The sequence below is a fragment of the Hymenobacter fastidiosus genome, assembly GCF_039539565.1.
GTDB lineage: Bacteria > Bacteroidota > Bacteroidia > Cytophagales > Hymenobacteraceae > Hymenobacter > Hymenobacter fastidiosus.
In genome coordinates, this window is sequence record NZ_BAABDJ010000017.1 from 47515 (window position 1) to 64695 (window position 17181).

General features: G+C 62.4%; 13 protein-coding genes. 5 read left to right on the forward strand and 8 right to left on the reverse strand.

The features are described 5' to 3' along the window. Positions 1-90: 90 nt before the first annotated feature. On the reverse strand, positions 91-870 hold the full coding sequence (locus ABD833_RS10435; protein WP_345072833.1) for a hypothetical protein: 780 nt from the start codon (positions 868-870) through the stop codon (positions 91-93). Between the two features lie 695 nt (positions 871-1565). Further along, complete coding sequence (locus ABD833_RS10440; RefSeq protein WP_345072834.1) at positions 1566-2729, reverse strand: MFS transporter; 1164 nt, start codon at positions 2727-2729, stop codon at positions 1566-1568. A gap of 453 nt (positions 2730-3182) precedes the next feature. Between ABD833_RS10440 and ABD833_RS10445 the strand changes: the two genes are divergently transcribed. The 4 genes from ABD833_RS10445 to ABD833_RS10460 all read left to right on the forward strand — a co-directional run bounded on the left by ABD833_RS10445 (position 3183) and on the right by ABD833_RS10460 (position 9971). Then, positions 3183-3542 carry a winged helix-turn-helix domain-containing protein gene (locus tag ABD833_RS10445; RefSeq protein WP_345072835.1) on the forward strand — a complete coding sequence of 120 codons (360 nt, stop codon included), beginning with the start codon at positions 3183-3185 and terminating at the stop codon, positions 3540-3542. Positions 3543-3614: 72 nt separating this feature from the next. Next, positions 3615-6254: a TonB-dependent receptor gene (locus ABD833_RS10450; RefSeq protein ID WP_345072836.1), complete on the forward strand. Its 2640-nt coding sequence runs from the start codon at positions 3615-3617 to the stop codon at positions 6252-6254. Positions 6255-6583: 329 nt separating this feature from the next. After that, complete coding sequence (locus tag ABD833_RS10455; RefSeq protein ID WP_345072838.1) at positions 6584-9202, forward strand: MGH1-like glycoside hydrolase domain-containing protein; 2619 nt, start codon at positions 6584-6586, stop codon at positions 9200-9202. 61 nt (positions 9203-9263) lie between these two features. Further along, on the forward strand, positions 9264-9971 hold the full coding sequence (locus tag ABD833_RS10460) for a dienelactone hydrolase family protein (protein ID WP_345072840.1): 708 nt from the start codon (positions 9264-9266) through the stop codon (positions 9969-9971). Between the two features lie 145 nt (positions 9972-10116). Here the strand turns inward: ABD833_RS10460 and ABD833_RS10465 are convergent, their stop codons facing one another. The 5 genes from ABD833_RS10465 to ABD833_RS10485 all read right to left on the reverse strand — a co-directional run bounded on the left by ABD833_RS10465 (position 10117) and on the right by ABD833_RS10485 (position 15368). Next, complete coding sequence (locus ABD833_RS10465) at positions 10117-10353, reverse strand: hypothetical protein (RefSeq protein WP_345072842.1); 237 nt, start codon at positions 10351-10353, stop codon at positions 10117-10119. 184 nt (positions 10354-10537) lie between these two features. After that, the gene (locus ABD833_RS10470) at positions 10538-10990 is read right to left on the reverse strand and encodes an ankyrin repeat domain-containing protein (protein WP_345072843.1); all 453 of its coding nucleotides are present in this window, start codon (positions 10988-10990) and stop codon (positions 10538-10540) included. 198 nt (positions 10991-11188) lie between these two features. Next, entirely contained in the window at positions 11189-12214 is a 1026-nt protein-coding gene (locus ABD833_RS10475) for a bile acid:sodium symporter family protein (RefSeq protein WP_345072844.1), read from the reverse strand. 414 nt (positions 12215-12628) lie between these two features. Then, complete coding sequence (locus tag ABD833_RS10480; protein ID WP_345072845.1) at positions 12629-13678, reverse strand: LLM class flavin-dependent oxidoreductase; 1050 nt, start codon at positions 13676-13678, stop codon at positions 12629-12631. A gap of 76 nt (positions 13679-13754) precedes the next feature. Then, positions 13755-15368 carry an MDR family MFS transporter gene (locus ABD833_RS10485; protein ID WP_345072846.1) on the reverse strand — a complete coding sequence of 538 codons (1614 nt, stop codon included), beginning with the start codon at positions 15366-15368 and terminating at the stop codon, positions 13755-13757. Positions 15369-15712: 344 nt separating this feature from the next. Here ABD833_RS10485 and ABD833_RS10490 point away from each other — a divergent pair, with 344 nt between their 5' ends. Continuing rightward, positions 15713-16480 (forward strand): sulfite exporter TauE/SafE family protein, encoded by a 768-nt coding sequence (locus tag ABD833_RS10490; RefSeq protein WP_345072847.1) that lies wholly within the window; start codon positions 15713-15715, stop codon positions 16478-16480. Between the two features lie 92 nt (positions 16481-16572). Here the strand turns inward: ABD833_RS10490 and ABD833_RS10495 are convergent, their stop codons facing one another. Beyond that, positions 16573-17082, reverse strand: coding sequence for a hypothetical protein (locus ABD833_RS10495; RefSeq protein ID WP_345072848.1), 510 nt, complete (start codon positions 17080-17082; stop codon positions 16573-16575). Positions 17083-17181 lie beyond the last annotated feature (99 nt).

A 17181-nucleotide genomic window follows, 5' to 3' on the forward strand; every position in this document is an offset into this window, starting at 1 on the left:
GTTCGCGTACCTGTATTGTAGAAATCGCGAAGTCGTGCGTTTCTATACTACAGGTACACCGCTCACGAAACATCTATAGTGCTGCCCACTTTACTGTTTTCCTTCTATTTTTTGAGATTTGAATCCGAAAGGCCATATCCGTATGGGCACACCAACAGAAAACCCTATGGCTGAAGTACGTGCCCGGATTAGGGTAGAAAAGGAATCATTATTTAACTGATAATCCAGCCTATAAGTGAGCATATCAGTGAGCCCCAAAATAGTATAGAGTGTCAACTGTAGCCGTTCGTGCCCTTTGCGACAGTAGCGGAACTGCGTTCCCGCATAAATAGATGACCCCCAACGCGCTGAGTCAATTGGAGTGCGCAGCAGACCAATACGATTATTAGAACTTGGCCCCGAACTTATAGGAGAGTCGTTGTAATTGTCGAATTGATTTTTCACCAGATAATCAAGTTGAGGTCCAGCTTGTAGACTTATTTTAAGCGTCTGTTGTTCATTTTGAACACGATTCAGGTAGAGTTCTTTTATCTGATACCCAACGCGCAAAGGGAAATGCCAGACGTTCGTGCTAGAAGATTTGCCAGCAGAAAAGCTGGCCGTAGTACCCATAAGGCTTTGTGGGGGAATGCTTGCCCGATAGCCAAAACTTGCGCCTCCTAACATCAACCCACTACTGTAATCTAATCTGCTCTCTGCCATGGATTTCCAACGTACTAACAGGCCATAAGAAAAGACACTCAATCCGGCACGCTCTAAATGAGGTGCGCCTTTGTCAAAACCTCCACGTCTCGTTTGGAGACCTACAGTAGGTTCAATATATATTTGCTGTTGGGCAGTGCCAATCGATGGGAATAATAAAATGAACAATGAGAGTATTGTATAACTGTTAAAAAAAGTAGTTATGTGCTTCGTTTTTTTCCTGCAATCAAGTGTAGTTAACAATGTCCGACAGAGTTATTTTTTGAGGAAAAAAAAGGATAAAAAAATACTCATGGATTTTAAATTCTGTGATTGATGATATGAGTCACCTAAAATATGGACACAAAAAAACCTAATTGTCGTGCTTCCTAACGACCGTGATTGGGCATCAGGAAAAGAGGGCAACAAGGGCAACAGGTGGTAAAAAGAAGGTCGGAAACAGCCTGTAAGTTAGCAGTACCCCCAATAATATTTAAGGTGATTTAGCGGAAATGTGTTCTATACCGGTTTCGCGAACAATGTAGCCTGTTCCACTCCCTCCGGTCCGGCGGCTTTTTCAGCCGTCGGGCCGGTCGAAGGTCGCGGCCATTGGTTCATGCTGGCGGGTTGTTGTGGCGGCGACCGGCCCGACGGCTGAAAAAGCCGCCGGACCGGAGCGTACCCCGATCATGAATCCGCTGTAAGTTCTGTATAGATTTTCATAGGCTTGTCCGTAATGTCCGCTAACATCTGTATTGCTGTCACCAGCAAAGGAGGTCGAATGTCAGCAATCTGCGTTTAGTACGCAACCCAATGGTCTCAATCCAGCCAACGTTGGTTGGATTGAAGCCATTGGAGGAACACTTAATTATGCTCCATAGGCGTCACCTGGATACCTCCCGCCCCAATGCCCACAGCCCCAGCGCCGGGCCCAGCGCCAGCGGCAGGAACAGCAGCTGCGGCCCAAGCCGGGGCGCGAGCCAGCCCGTGAGCTGAATGCTGACGATGGTCAGCGCGAATCCGAGGCAGTTGACGATGGTGAGTGAGGTGCCGCGCGTGGCGGCCGGCGCATTGCGGGCCACCAGCGCGGAAAACAGCGGCGAGTCGGCCACTACCACCAGGCCCCAGAAAAATAGGAACCCCAGCAGCAGCGCCGGCGAGCTGCCCCCCAGCACCAGCGGCGACGCCAGGCAGCATAGCCCCGACAACGCCAGCGCCGCCGTGGCCACCGCGCGGGCCGGCATCACCTGCGAGAGCAGTCCGCTGCCCACGCAGGCCAGGCTCCCGCCGCCGATAATCAGAAAGGAGAGCAGGGGCACGGAAATCCCCGCGCCCGGATGCTGGCCGTTGTAGAAAGTGAGCATCACCGGCACGAAGGCCCAGAAGGTGTATAGCTCCCACATGTGGCCGAAATAGCCCAGCGCGGCGGCCCGAAACCGGGGCTGCCGGAACCCGGCCAGCAGAGATGAAAACCGCAGGTGCTGCCCGGCTTTCCGGTAAGGTCCGTCGGGAACCAGCAGCACCAGGGTCAGGCCGCCCAGGGTTGCCAGCGCCGAGGTGGCCAGCGTCACGGCCTGCCAGGGCAGCCGGGTGGTGAGGCCCTTGAGCAGGTGCGGAAACGCCGTGCCCAGCACCAGGGCACCCACCAGAAACCCCAGCGACCTACCCAGCCCGGCCTCGTAGTAATCAGCGGCTATTTTCATGCCCACCGGGTAGATGCCGGCCAGGAAAAACCCGGTCAGAAACCGGAACAGCAGCAACCCTTCGGTTTCCAGGCCTTCGAGCATGATGCCCAGATTGGCCAGCGCGGCCAGCAGGGCGCTGACAAAAAACACGCGGGAAGGGGAGAAGCGGTCGGCTACGGCCAGCAGGGCGAAGGCCAGGGTGCCGGTGATGAAGCCCAGCTGCACGGCGCTGGTGAGGGAAGCCACGAAGCCAGGACCCAGGTGAAAGCGGGCGGCAATTTCCGGGGCAATGGCATTGCCGGCAAACCAGAGCGAGGTGCAGCAGAACTGCGCCCCCACAATGGTGGGTAAAGTGAATCGCATGGGGTACTGGGTGGGAGAGGGAGCGGGCCGGCAAGGTACCCAAACCCAAGCCGGGAACGCCGCGGGAGACGCGACACTTCGCGTCTCCCGCGGATAAAGCAAACGGTCATTCCTACTTGCCGGTCATCCTGAGCAGCGCGAAGGACCTTCCTCCGATACCCTGCCGGCACATTGAAATGAGCAAAGCCATCTACAGAATGCAGGTAAAAGGCTTTGGGCGTTGAAAAGAGCGTTGCAGTACGGAAAGAGGAAGGTCCTTCGCGCTGCTCAGGATGACATAGGACTTACGCAAAACCCTCCTGGTGCCATTTCACGCAGTGTTTCGCAGGGGTTAACGTCCTCGCACTGCGAAACACTGCGGTTTAACACTGCGAAACACTGCGTGAAAGCATTTTGCGTAAGTCCTGGACAGACGAAATAGGGGCTGCAGTCTTATTTTCCTAAGCTTGCAGCATGAAAGACCTGCTGCGCCCCGACCTGACCTTTCACCTCAACGGCCGCCTCTGGATTGAGGGGCCCGACGACCGGTTTATGGGCATCGGCCGGCTGGAGCTACTGGCGAAGATTCAGGCGCTGGGCTCCATTTCCAAAGCGGCCCAGGCCATGGAGATGTCCTACAAGCGGGCCTGGGATCTGGTAAACTCCCTGAATCAGCAGGCGCGGCAGCCGCTGGTAGACACCCAGACCGGCGGCAAGCGCGGCGGCGGAGCCGTGGTAACGGCGGCGGGACAGCAGCTGGTGGCGGAGTTTGAGGCCATGCAGGCGCGGTTTCAGGCATTTCTGGCGCAGGAAACCCAGCGGCTGAGCGAATAAAAAAACCAGCGGCGGCCGGTGTCGTTATATTGCTGAAAATATAACGAAGTCGCCGGCTACTTTTCTGATTCGATGAAGCACGTTTTACGCGGTGGTATTCCGGCTGCTTTCACGGTATTAAGTGTTCTGGCGGGCGCTGACGCGGCCGCGCAGCAGCGCCCGCCCACCCGGCCCCGCCCGGCCAGCCCGGCCGCCGACACCACCCGCCGCAGCGTGGCCCTGGGCGAAGTGGTGGTGGCCGCTTCGAAGGTGGAGGAAAGTATTCTGCACTCGCCGGTGACGGTGGAGAAGCTCACGGCCCGGGACCTGCGCCTCACGCCGGCCCCGTCGTTTTTCGAGGCCCTTGAGTACGTGAAGGGCGTGCAGATGATTACGCCCAGCCTGGGCTTCAAGGTGATAAACGCCCGCGGCTTCACCAACACCACCAACGTGCGCTTTGCCCAGCTCGTGGATGGCATCGACAACCAGGCGCCCCACCTCGGCGCGCCCATCGGCAACGTGCTCGGGCCAAGTGATCTGGACATTGCGGCCGTGGAAATCGTGCCGGGTACGGCGGCGGCGCTCTACGGCCTCAACGCCATCAACGGGCTGGCGAATTTCACCACCCGGAATCCGTTTTCCTCCCAGGGGTTCAGCGTGCAGCAGAAGTCCGGGGTGAACCACCTGCACGACCCGAATTCCCGGCCCCGGCCCTACACCGACCTGAGCGTGCGCTACGCCCGGGGGCTGACGCCGAAGCTGGCCTTCAAGGTGAACGGCTCTTACCTGCGCGGCTCCGACTGGATAGCCCACGACCAGACCGAGCTGAACCCCGACGGCAACGCCACCACGGGCCTGCGGGGGACCGACAACCCGGCCCGCGACCCGGTGAACGGGTACGGCAACGAGTCGTCGAACCGGAGCGCGCTGACGCTGGGAGGCAAAAGCTACTCGGTGGCCCGCACCGGCTACGATGAGCGGGACGTGGTGGACTACCGGCTGGAAAACCGCCGGGCCGACGCCGCCCTGCACTACCGGCTCACGGACCAGGCGGAGCTGACCTACACCTACCGCGTGGCGGTGCTCGACAACGTGTACCAGCGCTCCAACCGCTTCCGCCTCCAGGACTACCGCCTGCAGCAGCACGCCCTGCAGCTCACCGGGCCGGTGGTGCAGGCGCGGGCTTACCTCACCCGGGAGAATACCGGCCGCAGCTACAACCTGCGCTCCGCCGCCGAAAACCTGGACCGCAGCTTCAGGACCGATGCCGGCTGGAACCAGGAGTACACCCGCGCCTGGAACGCGGCTACGCTGGCCGGGCAGCCGGTGGCCGCGGCCCACGCCACGGCCCGCGCGGCCGCCGATGCGGGGCGGCTGCAACCCGGTACGCCGGCGTTTGGCCAGCGGCTGGGGGAGCTGCAGGACATCAACAACTGGGACCAGGGCGCGGCGCTGCGGGTGCGGGCCAACCTGGTGCACGCGGAAGGCCAGGTGAACATCGGGGAGGCGCTGCGGCGCCAGGGAAGCAAGTGGCTGCCCGCGACTGTGGACCTGCTGGCCGGGGCCGACCACCGCACCTACGTCATCGTGCCCGACGGCAACTACTTCATCAACCCCGAAAAAGGCCAGGACCCGCTCCGCGACAACCTGACCTACGCCAAAACCGGCGGCTTCGTGCAGGCCGGGGCCCGTCTGCTGGCCGACAAGCTGCGGCTCACGGCCACGCTGCGGGCCGACAGGAACGACTACTTCAGCACCCGCTTCAACCCGCGCTTCACGGCAGTATACTCGCCCACGCGGCAGCATCATTTCCGGGGGAGCTACCAGAGCGGCTACCGCTTTCCCAGTCTGTTCGAGGGGTTTTCCAACGTGAACAGCGGGCAGGTGAAGCGCATCGGCGGGCTGCGGGTGATGTCGGACGGGGTGTTTGAGAACAGCTACCTGCGCAGCAGCATCGACGCCTTCAACCTGGCCGTGACGGCGGCCATCAACGCCAATACCACCCCGGTTCCGCCGGCCCGGAAGCGGGAGCTGGCTATCGACCAGCATAAAAGCCTGCTGCGGCGTACGCCCTACACGTATCTGCGGCCCGAGTACATCCGCTCCCTGGAAGTGGGCTACAAGGCGGCCCTGGGCCCCGGCGGCCGGCTGGGGGCCGACGTGGATTTCTACTACAACGCCTACCGCGACTTTATCGCCCAGGTGGAAGCCTACGTGCCCAAAACCAACAACCCCGACTCGGCCGCCATCTACCTCAACGCCCGGGCCACTCAGAACCGCTACCGCCTCTGGACCAATGCCCGGAGCCGGGTGTACACCTACGGCGGCTCCCTGGGCCTGCGCTACGAGCTGCCCCGGGGCTTTCAGGCCGGGGCCAACGTGACCTACGCCCGCCTGGCCCGCACTGAGTCGGGCGACGGGCTGGAGGACGGCTTCAACACGCCGCGCTGGATGTATAACCTGAGCCTGGGCAGCGAGGACGTATTCCGCCACCTGGGCTTCGGGCTGAACTACCGCTGGCAGCAGCGCTACTTCTCCCAGACCTTCCTGGTCACGGGCAGCGTGCCGGCCTACCATACTCTCGACGCCCAGCTCAGCTACGCGGTGCCGGAAGCCGCGCTGCGCTTTAAGCTGGGGGCTACCAACGTGCTGAATCGGTACTACGTGTCGTATCTGGGTGGGCCGGGCGTGGGCGGGCTGTATTATGTTTCGGTGACGTATTCGGGGAAGTAGCGGCGAGGGTGCCGGCAGCAGGGAGTGTTGCCGGTAGTATCCAAGAATAACAGGCGTCCATTTGGTCAGGCGTGGTGCAGGCAGCAGGGAGTGTTGCCGGTAGTGCGTGCCGGGGAGCTTGTGGGAGTACCCTTCGACCAGCCTGGTAGTCCCTCCCCCCTGGCTGAGCGGCCGGGCCACTGCACCGGGTGCGACAACCCTTGCCCTCAAAACCCAGTACGGCAGAACTTCACTCGCCGGAACCGGCCACGCTTCCCTATGGCCGATCTGCCCCGCGTAGCCGCAAACATGGGGATACCCGTATATTCCGGGACCCGGAGCCACCACCTATGACGCAGGAACAACTACGCTTACAAGATACCAACGCGCAAAAGGCCCTCTGGAAGAAATTCGGCCCCTACCTCACCGAGCGGCAGTGGGGCACCGTGCGCGAAGACTACAGCCCCGACGGCAACGCCTGGGACTACATCACCCACGACATGGCCCGCAGCAAGGCCTACCGCTGGGGCGAGGAAGGCCTCGGCGGCATCTCCGACGACCAGCAGCGGCTGTGTCTGGCCGTGGCCCTCTGGAACGGGAAGGATGAGATTCTGAAGGAGCGCCTCTTCGGCCTCACCAACGGGCAGGGTAACCACGGCGAGGACGTGAAGGAGCTCTACTACTACCTCGACAGCACCCCGACCCACTCCTACATGCGGATGCTGTACAAGTATCCGCAGCAGGCGTTTCCCTACGCGGAGCTGCTGACCGAAAACGCCGCCCGCACCCGGGAGGAAGCCGAATACGAGCTGCTCGACACCGGCATCTTCGACGAGCGCCGCTACTTCGACGTGTTCATCGAGTACGCCAAGGCCGGGCCCGATGATATGCTGCTGCAGATTACGGTGCACAACCGCGGCCCCCGTACCGCCCGGGTGCAGGTGCTGCCCCAGCTCTGGTTTCGCAACACCTGGAGCTGGGATGCCCAGGAGGAACGCCCCACGCTGCACGAAACCCACCCCGGCACGGTGCGGGCCGACCACCCCACGCTGGGCCGCTACCACCTCTACTGCGACGAAACCCCGGCGCTGCTGTTCTGCGAAAACGATACCAACGGCGCCCGCCTCTACGACCTGCCGGCCCAGGGCATGCACTTCAAGGACGGCATCAACGACTACGTGGTCGGTGGGGTGCGCGGGGCTGTTAACGCCCGGCAGGAAGGAACCAAGGTGGCGGCCCAGTACAAGCTGAAGCTGGGGCCGGGCGAAAGCCGGACGGTGCGCCTGCGCCTGAGCCAGATGGAGTTCGACGACCCCTTCGCCACCTTCGACGCCCTCCTGGAAACCCGTAAGCACGAGGCCGATGAGTTCTACGACTGCCTCCAGGAAGCCGTGACCAACCCCGACGCCCGCAACGTGCAGCGCCAGGCCTTCGCCGGCATGCTCTGGAGCAAGCAGTTCTACTACTACGACGTGACCCAGTGGCTCGACGGCGACCCGACGGGCTATAAGTCGGCCCGGGAGCGGCGGGCGGGGCGCAACAGCACCTGGCGCCACCTGCACAACGCCGACATCATCTCGATGCCCGACAAGTGGGAGTATCCGTGGTACGCGGCCTGGGACCTGGCGTTCCACTGCATTCCGCTGGCTATGGTCGATGCCGAGTTTGCCAAGCAGCAGCTGCGCCTGCTCACCAAGGACTGGTACATGCACCCCAGCGGGCAGCTGCCGGCCTACGAGTGGAACCTGAACGACGTGAACCCCCCGGTGCACGCCTGGGCTACCTGGCGGGTGTACCAGATGGATAAGAAGCTGAACGCGGGCTGCGGCGACGCCACTTTTCTCGAAGCCGTGTTTCACAAGCTGGCCCTGAACTTCACCTGGTGGGTGAACCGCAAGGACAAGAGTGAGCGGAACATCTTCGAGGGCGGCTTTCTGGGGCTCGACAACATCGGCGTGTTCGACCGCAGCTCCCCGCTGCCCACGGGCGGCTTCATCGAGCAGAGCGACGGCACGAGCTGGATGGCCATGTTTGCCCTCAACATGATGCGTATGGCCCTGGAGCTGGCCAAAACCAACCCCGTGTACCAGGAAATGGCGGGCAAGTTCTTCGAGCACTTCCTCTACATCGCCGACGCCATGACCCGCGGCGGCGACGGCGAATTCAACCTCTGGGACGCCGAGGACAAGTTTTACTACGACGTGCTCCACACTCCCGACGGCGAGCGGACCAAGCTCAAGGTGCGCTCCATCGTGGGGCTGATTCCGCTGTTCGCCGTGGAAGTGATTGAGCAGGATCTGCTGGATGCCATGCCCGAGTTTTCGGCCCGGGCGAAGTGGCTGCTCGAAAACCGGCCCCACCTGGCCAAGCTGGTCAGCCGCTGGGACGAGCCCGGCAAGGGCGCCCGCCACAAGCTGTCGTTGATGCGCCAGGACCGGTTGAAAAGCCTGCTCCACCGCATGCTCGATGAGCAGGAGTTCCTGTCGGAATTCGGTATCCGGGCCATGTCGCGCCACCACCTCGACGCGCCCTACGTGTACAGCACCGAGGAAACCGACTTCACGGTGCAGTACGTGCCGGGCGAGGCCGAGTCGGGCATGTTCGGGGGCAACTCCAACTGGCGCGGCCCGATCTGGTTTCCGATCAACTACCTCATTATTGAGTCGTTGCAGCGGTTTTACTTCTACTACGGGGAGAAGTTTACGGTGGAATACCCCACCGGCTCGGGCCAGCTGCTCAACCTCCAGCAAATAGCCCAGGCCCTGGCCGGCCGCCTCACCCGGCTGATTCTGAAGGACGAAACCGGCCGCCGCCCCGCCTTCGGCAACGACGAGCTGCTGCAAACCGACCCCCACTTCAAGGACAACTTGCTCTTCCACGAGTACTTCCACGGCGACAATGGCCGCGGCATGGGCGCCAGCCACCAAACCGGCTGGACGGGGCTCATTGTACGGCTGCTGCAGATGTGAGGCTCTAGACAAAACCCCCGCTCCCAGCTTTAGCCGGTTCATTCATCCCCCAAGCATTCCCATGACCTACCCCAACGCCATAACTCTGCAGGCTGCCGACCACACCGAGCTGCAGGCCTATACCGCTTTCCCCACCACCACCGGCCCGCACCCGGGCATCATTCTGCTCCAGGAAGCCTTTGGCGTGAACCACCACATCCGCAGCGTGGCCGACCGGCTGGCCCAGGCGGGCTTCGTGGTGATTGCGCCCGAGCTGTTTCACCGCACCGCCGCACCGGGGCTGGAAATTCCCTACAACGACTTTCCCAGCGCCATGCCGCACTTCGCCGCCATTACCCCGGAGGGGCTGACGGCCGATGTACAGGCGGCCTACGCCTGGCTGCAGGCCCGGGAGGAAGTGGTGGCCGATAAAATCGGGAGCATCGGGTTCTGCCTGGGCGGGCGGGTGTCGTTTCTGGCCAATGCCGTGCTGCCGCTGGCGGCGGCCGTATCGTATTATGGCGGGGGCACCCACCTGCTGAAAGACCGCGCCCCGGATCTGCACGCGCCCCATCTGTTCTTCTGGGGCGGGCTCGACGCGCACATCAGCCAGGAGCAGATTGCGGAGGTAACCGCGGCCGTAGACGCCGCCGGCAAGCCCTACATCAACACCATCATTTCCTACGCCGACCACGGCTTCCACTGCGATGAGCGGCCGAGCTATAACGCGGCCGCCGCCAGGGAAGCCTGGGCGCTGACGCTGGCGTTTTTCCACGAGAAACTGCGGTAAAGAGCCGGTAGCAATACGGACAGCAGTACCCTTTTCTGTACAAACAAGCGCCCCACATTGCTGTCGGGCGCTTTTTTGGTGTGAGTTCACCGGCCGGATGGCCGTCGGGAGGAAGCGTAAAGGTGTTCAATCAAACAAAGGCAGATTAGTTGTTGCGGTTGGCCAGCAGGGTGAGCAGGGCGGCATTTTCGGCGGAACCCTGGTATACCAGCCGGCCGTTCCGGACCGAGCCGGTGTAAACTTCCACCTCCGGCGAGTTATGGGGTAAAAATACCCGTACCGATTCGCGGCGACCCGGGCGGATGAGCGTGACACCGGCTACGGAAGAGCCGGAGCCGGCAATTTCGTAGAACCCGGCGTTGGTCAACTGGACATCAAGCATAAGTAGTTGGGTTGGATTGCAGCGACAGAATGCAATTCAGAATAAGATAGTTCATCTTACGAGCCCAGGTCTTACGATTTCCTGAAATAGGTGTGGCCAAACCAACTGCTCGGACCTGCAGGGGCATAAAAAAGCGGCCGGACAACCTGTCCGGCCGCTTCAGCAGCTGATCATAAGGCGCTGATTATTTCAGCCTGGCTTCCAGAAGCTTGATAACTTCGGCGTTGCCGTTGGCCTTAGCCGCAGCCAGCGCGTCTTTACCGTCGTCGTCCTTCGCTTTGGCGTCGGCGCCGCTGGCCAGCAGGAATTCCACCATGGCCATATGGCCCTTGCCCGCGGCCGCCATCAGCGCCGTAGCCTTGAAGGCGTCGGACTGGTTGACCTGGGCTTTATGCTTGACCAGGGCCTTCACCACGTCGAGGCTGCCATTGTCGGCGGCGGTAATCAGGTAGGTAGTCGGGAAGCCGGGTACTACTTCGATGGGGGCGTTGGGGTCGGCCCCGGCGGCCAGCAGGGTTTCCACCTGCGGCGCGTTTTTTTTCATGACGGCCGTCAGCAGCTCTTTATTGGGTGGGGTAGCCAGGGCGGCTACGGTCAGGCTAAGCAGGAGGGAGAAAAGCAGAAAGCTCTTTTTCATGAAGCAAGCAGGCGGGTAGGAGGGAGAATAGGGACAAGCAGCAAAAGTACAAAAGGCCGCGGCTTCTGCCAAGCTTTCCTTGAAATGCCTATCGCTGAGCCTGGGGGCTGAATACCGCTGGTTTGAACTCCGGTGCCGCCCTGATTATAGTCAGGTTATTATTTCTATTGTGCAATGCGCAGGATCGACTTAATCAGGTCAGCCCGCCACCTGCCGGGCCATGCGCTGAGCCATCACGCTGGCCATGATGATCTGCAGGGCGTGGTAGAGCATCAGCGGCAGGAGCAGGGCCCCGAGGGTGGCACCCGGAAACAGCAGACTGGCCAGTACGCTGCCGTGGACCAGCGACTTTTTGGAGCCGCAGAACAGCGCCACAATCCGGTCTTCGCGGGAGAACCCCAGCAGCCGGCTCAGCCCCCAGACCAACCCGAAAATCAGGAAGTACAACGCCACCATCCCCGCGCCCAGGGCCAGAATATCGGCGGGGCCGTAGCGGCGGAACACCCCCTCGGCAAACGACTCGCAGAAGGACGTGAAAACGATAAGCAGGATAGTGACCTGATCGAACACGCGCAGCTCCTGGCGGTACCGCTCGGCTACGTGACCAAAGCGGCGGTTGAGCAGCACCCCCGCCACCACCGGCAGCACCACCTGCCAGAGCAGATTCAGCGCCAGGCTCCACAGGTGGCCGTTGCCGGTGCCGGTGTGCAGGATAAAGCTGCACCAGAGCGGGGTGAGCAGAATGCCGAGCAGGCTGGAAATGCTGGCGTTGAAGATGGCCGCGGGCAGGTTACCACCCGCAATGCCCACCATCACCACCGAGGTGGAAACCGTGCTGGGCAGGGTGCAGAGAAAGAAAATGCTCTGCCACAGCAGCTCCGCTTTCTCGCTGGTCATGAAGGGCCGGGCCACCAGAGCCAGCAGCGGAAACAGAACGAAGGTGGTGAGCTGCACCACCGTGTGCAGCCGCCAGTTGCGCAGCCCGGCAGTAAGCTTTTCGGCACTGAGGCGCAGGCCGTAGAAAAAGAAAATCAGGGCCACGCCGCCCGTGGTCAGCGCCTTCCACGGCACCGGACTAGCGTTACTACCCACATCGGGAAAAAAATACGCCAGGGCTACTACCCCAATCAGCCCGAGCAGAAACCAGTCGAGGCCGGCACGGCTGAGCAGGGCAGCAAGGGGGTGGGCCGGCTTTTCGGGGGCCAGGTGGGTCGGGTTGGTCATGAGCGGCGGTATACGGGCAAAGATGGCGCGGGCTGCGGGAAAAACCTGCTGTCATCGTGAGCGGAGCAGAGCGGAGGGAAGGACCTTCCTCGGATAACCCGCCACGCGGTGTAAAATGAGTAAAGCCCTCCACCGGGGCGCGGCAGAAGGCTTTGGCCGTTAAAAAAGCCTGGTAAGTAGGTCGTAAAAATTACTTGGCAATAAAAAAACGTCATGCTGAGCGAAGTCGAAGCATCTCTACCGCTTCATCAGGTCCGTTCAGCGAAGCGGTAGAGATGCTTCGACAGGCGGACGCCAGATGAAGCATGACGTGCTGATAAGTCAAACTAATTCCTTCGGCCTACTTAGGGGCGAAGAAGGAAGGTCCTTCCCTCCGCTTTGCTCCGCTCAGGATGACAGACGAGACGTTATTGGCTACTCAGCTGCTGCCAGCTGCTCCTTTTCGATGGCCGCGGGCAATTCAAACGCCTCGGCCAGCAGCTCGTAGGAGCGCAGCCGGTCCTGGAAGTCGTAGCAGATGGTGACGGCTACGATTTCGTTTACAGCATAGGCCGCCGCCAGGCGGGTGAACTGGGCTTTCACCCGTCCGGGGGTACCGCTGATGATGCGCTGGTGATGGTAGGCCAGGCGGGCGCGCTGCTCCGGCGCCAGGGGAAAGCTGCGGACCGAATCGGGTGGCCCAATAGGCGTCCGGTCGCCGATTTCGAGCTTGAGCATCTGTAGGGCCAGGGCCTCGGCCAGCTCCTGCGCCTTCTCCTGGCTATCGGCGCAGAAAACGAAAATGGCCACGTTGGCCTGGGGTGCGGTCAGCTCCGCCGACGGCCGAAACCGCTCCCGGTATAGCCGCACCATGTCGGGGCCCCCGACGGGGTTGATGAAGTGGGCGAAGGAAAACGCGGCCCCGATTTCGGCCGCGAACAGGCCGCTCTGCCCGCTGGAGCTGAGCAGCCATAGTTCCGGCACCGTGTCGATAAAGGGCGCGGCTTTCACCCGGGCGTGGATGGTATCGGGCACCACCTCATCGTGGAGGTAGGCCCGCAGGTCCATGAGCTGCCCGGCGAATTCCTCGTCGCGGAACTGGTTGTGGGGGTTCAGGGCGTGGGCCGTAATCCGGTCGGTGCCGGGGGCGCGGCCGATGCCCAGGTCGATGCGGCCGGGGTAGAGGGCTTCGAGCAGGCGGAAATTCTCGGCTACTTTCAGGGCCGAGTAGTGGGGCAGCATCACCCCGCCCGAGCCCAGGCGGATACGGTGGGTTTCGGCGCCCAGGCGGCCCAGCAGCACTTCCGGGGCCGAGCCGGCCAGGGAGCTGGCATTGTGGTGCTCCGAAACCCAGAAGCGGGTGTAGCCCAGCCGGTCGGTGAGGCGGGCCAGCGCAATGGTTTCCAGCAGCGCCTGCCGGGCCGTACCGCCCTGGCGGATGGGCGACTGGTCGAGCACGCTGAGTTGAAGCTCAGGGATAGTCATGCGGGGGAGAAGACGGGAGTGAAGAACCCGCGACGGGGCTCAGAATCTGGCAAACAGCTCAACGGCCGCAATTAGTTTACTCCGCCGGGGCGGCCCCCTGGTGGGACCGTCGCAACGGTAGCTCGGGAATAAACAGCGACGCCACCAACCCCGCCGCCACCAGCGCCATGGTGCACAGGTAGATGCGCGAAATAGCCTGGGCAAACGCGGCTTTCAGCGCTGGCGTCAGGGGTGCCGGGCTATCCGAGCCGGCTCCCGCTGGCAGTTCCGCCCCATGAGTTACCAGCTGGTGCTGAAGCGCGGGAGCCTTGGCGGGAGCCGCTGCCGACAGCGGCCCGGCCAGACTCATGGTGAGCACCGTGCCGAACAGGGCCGCGGCAATAGCGCCGCCAATCTGCCGGAAAAACTGGCTGGCTGACGTCGCCTGGCCCATAAAGCGCGGCTCGATGGCATTCTGAATAGCCAGGGTGTAGAGCGGCATGGTAGGACCCAGGCCCAGGCCGCAGAGCAGGACGTAGCTCAATACCTGCCCGTAGGAAACCGTAACAGGCATAGTGCCCAGCAGCAGGAGCCCGCCCAGCAGGACCAGTCCGCCACCCAGCATCCAGCGCTTATAGTGGCCGTAGCGCGACACCATGCGTCCGGCCAGCATCGAGCCCAGCACCACGCCCAACGACAGCGGAATCAGACTCACCCCGGCCCTGGTAGCCGTCACCCCCAGCACGTTGATCATGAACACGGGCTCGAAGATGACGAGGCTCAGAAAAGAGCCCCCCAGAAGAAATACGGCAATGATGGCCGGCCGGAAGACGTGGTTACGAAACAGGCTGAGGTCCAGAATGGGGTTGGTGGCCCGCAACGAGCGAAATACGAACAGCAGCAGCGAGGCTGCCGAAACTGCAAGCAGCCCCAGCGTAGTCGGCGAAGCCCAGGCGTACTCGGCCTTATTCAGCTGTAAAGCGATGATCAGGGGTACCAGCCCGGTCATCAGCAGCAGGGCCGCGAGGTAGTCCAGCGGCTGCTTTTCGCCGCGGGGCTTCAGCCGGGGCATCTTGGCCAGAATAAACCACAGCGCCAGCAGGCCCAGCGGCAGGTTCACGTAGAACACCAGCCGCCACCCGGCAATACCCGGGACCAGACCCGTGCCGTGGTCGGTAAGCAGGCCGCCCAGAAACGGCCCCAGTACCGACGACAGGCCGAACGTGGCCCCCACAAAACCCTGGTAGCGTCCGCGCTCCGCGGGCGTAAACAAGTCGGCAATAACGATGAAGGCCATGGCAAACAGCCCCGCGCCGCCCAGGCCCTGCACGGCCCGGAAGATGATGAGCTGGCTCATGCCGTCGCCCAGTACGGGCAGCGTCCCGAACTCCCCGGCTAAGCCGCACAGGGCCGAGCCGGCCAGGAATATCAGAATAGCGGTGACTTCGATGGCGCGGCGCGAGTACATATCGGCCAGCTTGCCATACACCGGCACCAGGGCCGTGCTGGCCACCAGGTAGGCCGTGGCTACCCACGTAAACCGGTCGAACCCGTGCAGGTCGGCCACGATGCGGGGCAGGGCGGTCGACACGATAGTCTGATCGAGGGAGCCCAGGAACAACGCCAGCAGTACGCCGGCCAGGGTCAGCAGCTTGGTGCGGTGGGGCAGCACCGCGGGCGCGGACGCCGTCGGGATAGAAGCAGAAGTCATGAAGCAGCAGAGCAGGGAAGGCCGAACGAAGGTACGGGCCCTGGCCCGGTGGAGTTGACGCGCCGCCCGGAATTTATCCGGCCCGGTCCGGCGCGCCGCCATATCTTCGCCCCCGGTTGCCCCCGGCCCTTTTTATGATCTGCGGTTCCGCGGGGCATTACGGAAACCCGGTTTGAGGAGCTGGAAGTTAGGAGCTGGAAGGCAGAATACGAGCAGGTTGCCGAGGTAAGACGCGTCTGCCTTGGCGCGCGTTTCGTTCCTTCATCTTTTAACCCCGGCTTCCTCAACTCCTAACTCCCAGCTTCTAACCGCCGGCAACCCCCTCACCCGGCGTAACCTCAGTTATGATTACCACCACGCTGATTCTGCTCTGCCTGTTTGCCTTCCTGGCGGGCTTCATCGATTCCATCGTGGGGGGCGGCGGGCTGATTCAGCTGCCGGCCATGCTGCTGCTGCTGCCCGGCGTGCCGGTCCCGACTATTTTGGGAACCGGCAAGGTTTCGTCGTTGGCCGGCACCGCTACGGCGCTGCGGCGCTACGCCGGCCAGGTGCCCATCCGGTGGCGGGCCGTGGGTGCGGCGGCCATTACGGCGGCGCTGTTTTCGTTTCTGGGGGCGCGGGTGGTCAGCCTGCTGCCGGCCGGGCTGGTACGGCCGCTGGTGCTGGGGTTGCTGGTCGTTATTGCCCTCTACACCTTCTGGCGCAAGGATTTCGGCGCTATTCACGCCCCGCGCCTGCCCGCCAACCGCGAGCCGCTCTACGGGGTTGCCGTTGGCTTGGGGCTGGGTTTCTACGACGGCTTCTTTGGCCCGGGCACCGGCAGCTTTCTGCTGTTTGCCTTCGTGGGCCTGTTCGGCTACGACTTCCTCACCGCTTCCGCCTCGGCCAAGCTGGTGAACGTGGCCACCAACCTGGCCGGCGTCGCCTACTTCGCCTTTACCAATCAGATCCTGTATAAGGTAGCGCTGCCCATGGCCGTCTGCAACACGCTGGGCTCGGCACTGGGGGCCAAAGTGGCCCTGCAGCGCGGCACCGGCTTCGTGCGGGTCCTGTTCCTGGTGGTGGTCTGCGGCATCATCCTCAAGCTGGGCTACGAAACCTTCCGGGCGTAGGCAGACTGATGAGCGGCAAACGGGGCGCTTTTCGGCGGTTATCCTGAGTCGAGTCTGAGCCGAGCCAGGGATAACCGCCGCAAGAAAATCAGCTACTCGTTTCCGTTGCCTGGCAGGCCGGGGACGGGGTTGCCCTGATTGCCGGGGGTGTTCTGAATACCCATTTTCTCCTCCCGCTTGCGCTGGTAGCGGGCAAACTGGTCGGCCGTCAGCACGTCCTTCAGCCCGGCCAGCCGCGACTGGCCGATGTCGTTGATGATAGCGTTGAGCTTGCGCAGATCGGTGCGGTATTGCAGGCGGGCGGTTTCCACGTTGCGCACACTCGTCACGTTGAGCTGCTGCACCTTCTCGGCCTGGGCCGGCGTCAGATTCAGCGCCTGACGCATGTTGGCCGTGAGGGCCGTGGCTTTAGCCTCCACCTTTTCGGACGGCGGCGTCGGGACCGGCTTGGGTGTGGCCGGGGCCGAAGCAGGAGCTTTGGTCTTGGTTTTCACCGTGGCCGCCGCCGTTTCGGTTTTGGTTTTAGTCTTGACCGGGGTCGTCTGAGCCTGAGCGGCAGCCGCCGCCAGTACGGCGCAGGAGGTGAGCAGGAAAGTTTTCATAGAGAGAAACAGGGTAAGCAGAGAGGGGAAGCGGCTGAGGTTGGCCCAGACGCAGCAGGTTTTCCGTGTAAATATGATGCCAAAAAGGGCGTTTCCCCG

Coding starts and splice junctions, on each gene's coding strand:
- ABD833_RS10465 (WP_345072842.1), bottom strand. CDS start 10,353: ATGCTTGATGTCCAGTTGACCAACGCCGGGTTCTACGAAATTGCCGGC.
- ABD833_RS10460 (WP_345072840.1), top strand. CDS start 9,264: ATGACCTACCCCAACGCCATAACTCTGCAGGCTGCCGACCACACCGAG.
- ABD833_RS10445 (WP_345072835.1), top strand. CDS start 3,183: ATGAAAGACCTGCTGCGCCCCGACCTGACCTTTCACCTCAACGGCCGC.
- ABD833_RS10485 (WP_345072846.1), bottom strand. CDS start 15,368: ATGACTTCTGCTTCTATCCCGACGGCGTCCGCGCCCGCGGTGCTGCCC.
- ABD833_RS10495 (WP_345072848.1), bottom strand. CDS start 17,082: ATGAAAACTTTCCTGCTCACCTCCTGCGCCGTACTGGCGGCGGCTGCC.
- ABD833_RS10440 (WP_345072834.1), bottom strand. CDS start 2,729: ATGCGATTCACTTTACCCACCATTGTGGGGGCGCAGTTCTGCTGCACC.
- ABD833_RS10480 (WP_345072845.1), bottom strand. CDS start 13,678: ATGACTATCCCTGAGCTTCAACTCAGCGTGCTCGACCAGTCGCCCATC.
- ABD833_RS10450 (WP_345072836.1), top strand. CDS start 3,615: ATGAAGCACGTTTTACGCGGTGGTATTCCGGCTGCTTTCACGGTATTA.
- ABD833_RS10490 (WP_345072847.1), top strand. CDS start 15,713: ATGATTACCACCACGCTGATTCTGCTCTGCCTGTTTGCCTTCCTGGCG.
- ABD833_RS10455 (WP_345072838.1), top strand. CDS start 6,584: ATGACGCAGGAACAACTACGCTTACAAGATACCAACGCGCAAAAGGCC.
- ABD833_RS10475 (WP_345072844.1), bottom strand. CDS start 12,214: ATGACCAACCCGACCCACCTGGCCCCCGAAAAGCCGGCCCACCCCCTT.
- ABD833_RS10470 (WP_345072843.1), bottom strand. CDS start 10,990: ATGAAAAAGAGCTTTCTGCTTTTCTCCCTCCTGCTTAGCCTGACCGTA.